This is a genomic window from Mesorhizobium sp. M7A.F.Ca.US.006.04.2.1 (assembly GCF_004022915.1).
Lineage (GTDB): Bacteria > Pseudomonadota > Alphaproteobacteria > Rhizobiales > Rhizobiaceae > Mesorhizobium > Mesorhizobium ciceri.
Genome location: NZ_RZQA01000982.1, coordinates 1 through 2,097, shown reverse-complemented (window position 1 = coordinate 2,097; position 2,097 = coordinate 1). Strand labels below are relative to the sequence as shown.

Sequence of the window (2,097 nt, the reverse complement as noted above, 5' to 3'; positions counted from 1 at the left end):
ATTCCGTAGCGGGCAATGGCCGACCAAGGACGCATGCAGGGCTCTGAAACGCCGGTTTGCGCCTCTGCATAGCAACCTCGCGAGAGTTCGCCGGTGCGGACAATTCGCCATTTCCGGGCTTAGGACTGTCCATCATGAACTTTAAGCTAGGTCACAGCGCACCACGGTCAACCATCAGCTCCTAATGATCCTGCAGGCAGCCTTCGGCCAGACGAAAGGGCCATTGTAGTGCCCGCTCTTCGTAGCGAAGCTGATCGTTCCTTGTTCGGTGATGCATTCCCGCCGAGATTAGAATTCGTCGTACTGTTTCGCGAAAAGTACGACGTCAATTTGCTAAGCTGATGCAAAGCATGGTGATCCCGACAGGAATCGAACCTGTGACCTACAGATTAGGAATCTGCCGCTCTATCCTACTGAGCTACGGGACCACGCGGCCAGACACATAGCCGCTTCGGATCGTTTCGCCAAGAGGCCGGCCGAAGGCAATTCGGCCGGCTTTGCGCTGCCGCTGTCAGGCGGCCAGCGCGGTTTCAGCCAGTTTCACCCAGTAGCTCATGCCGTGCGGGATGACCTCGTCGTTGAAATCGTAGGCCGGGTTGTGGAGGCCGGCGGTATCACCATTGCCGATGAAGATGAAGGCGCCGGGGCGGGCTTCGAGCATGTAGGAGAAATCCTCGCCGCCCATCACCGGCTGGATGCCGCGGTGGACATGGGCGTCGCCGGCGACACTCATCGCGACGTCACCGGCAAACACCGTCTCTTCCGCGTGGTTGAAGGTCACGGGGTAATTCGCCTGGTAGTCGACCTCGATCCTGGCCCCGAACGCGGTCGCCAGCCCGTCGCAAATGCTGCGGATGCGCTCTTCGGACTTCTTGGCGATTTCTTTTCGCAAGGTGCGCACGGTGCCGGCGATTTCGGCGGTTTCGGGGATGATGTTGTAGGCATCGCCGGCGTGGAACTTGGTCACCGACACCACCACGGCCTCGACCGGATCGGTGCTGCGCGAGGCGATCGTCTGCAAGGCGCCGACCAGTTGGCTGGTGATGACGATCGGGTCGATCGTGCCGTGCGGCATCGCCGCGTGGCCACCCTTGCCGCGCACGGTGATGGTGAATTCGGCGGTCGCCGCCATGATCGGGCCCGGGCGAATGGCGAACTGCCCGACAGGCAGGCCCGGCATGTTGTGCATGCCGAACACCCTGGAGATGTCGAAACGCTCCATCATGCCGTCCTTGACCATCTCGTTGCCGCCGCCGCCGCCCTCTTCGGCCGGCTGGAAGATCACCGCCACCGAACCGGTGAAGTTGCGCGTCTCGGCGAGGTATTTGGCCGCACCCAGCAGCATCGCCGTGTGGCCGTCATGGCCGCAGGCATGCATCTTGCCGGGGATGGTCGAGGCGTAGGGCTTTCCTGATATCTCGTTGAGCGGCAGCGCGTCCATGTCGGCGCGCAGGCCGATGGTGGGGCCTTCGCCCTGGCGGCCGCGGATGATGCCGACCACGCCGGTCTTGCCGAGCCCGGTGACCACATCGTCGCAGCCGAAGGCCTTCAGCTTTTCGGTGACGAAGGCGGCGGTCTTGAAGACGTCGAAGTTCAGTTCTGGCGTCTGGTGCAGATGCTGGCGCCAGCCGGCAACTTCGTCCTGCATTTCGGCGGCACGGTTCAGGATTGGCATGATGGTTCCATCTCGCTGTTGGGACGGCGGGTGTTGGCCGCTGCCTTGCAATTGTGATCGCCAGGCACTTTGCCATCTTGGCGTCACATAGAGTAAATAGCACCGCAACAATGGGGTCCGGTTTTTGAGGGTCGGACCATATGCTGGCGATCGCGTAATGAAATCTTACGGAGCCAGGGGCGACTACGGCAAGAGGCGATTTCGGATTTGATCATGCGGTACAGGCATTTCCTCAAACTATTCTCGGCTGGCACAATCGCGCTGTCGGTTGTGGCCGGGCCGGCGCTGGCCAATCCGGTGGTCGTGTTCGACCTCGGCAGCGGCAAGATCCTGCAGCATCAGGATGCGTTCAAGCGCTGGTATCCGGCGTCGCTGAGCAAGCTGATGACCGCTTACGTCACCTTTCTGGCGATCTCGGCCGG

General features: G+C 61.6%; 1 protein-coding gene, 1 tRNA gene and 1 pseudogene. 1 reads left to right on the top strand and 2 read right to left on the bottom strand.

All coding sequences use genetic code 11. The features are described from left to right. Nucleotides 1-351: 351 nt before the first annotated feature. Nucleotides 352-428, bottom strand: a tRNA-Arg gene (locus EN925_RS33145). Nucleotides 429-511: 83 nt separating this feature from the next. Beyond that, nucleotides 512-1,675, bottom strand: a complete 1,164-nt coding sequence (locus tag EN925_RS33140) for a M20 aminoacylase family protein (RefSeq protein WP_013529349.1) — start codon at nt 1,673-1,675, stop codon at nt 512-514. A gap of 213 nt (nt 1,676-1,888) precedes the next feature. Here EN925_RS33140 and EN925_RS33135 point away from each other — a divergent pair. Beyond that, a pseudogene (locus EN925_RS33135) lies at nt 1,889-2,097 on the top strand (D-alanyl-D-alanine carboxypeptidase); the annotation flags it as partial.

Coding starts and splice junctions, on each gene's coding strand:
- EN925_RS33140 (WP_013529349.1), bottom strand. CDS start 1,675: ATGCCAATCCTGAACCGTGCCGCCGAAATGCAGGACGAAGTTGCCGGC.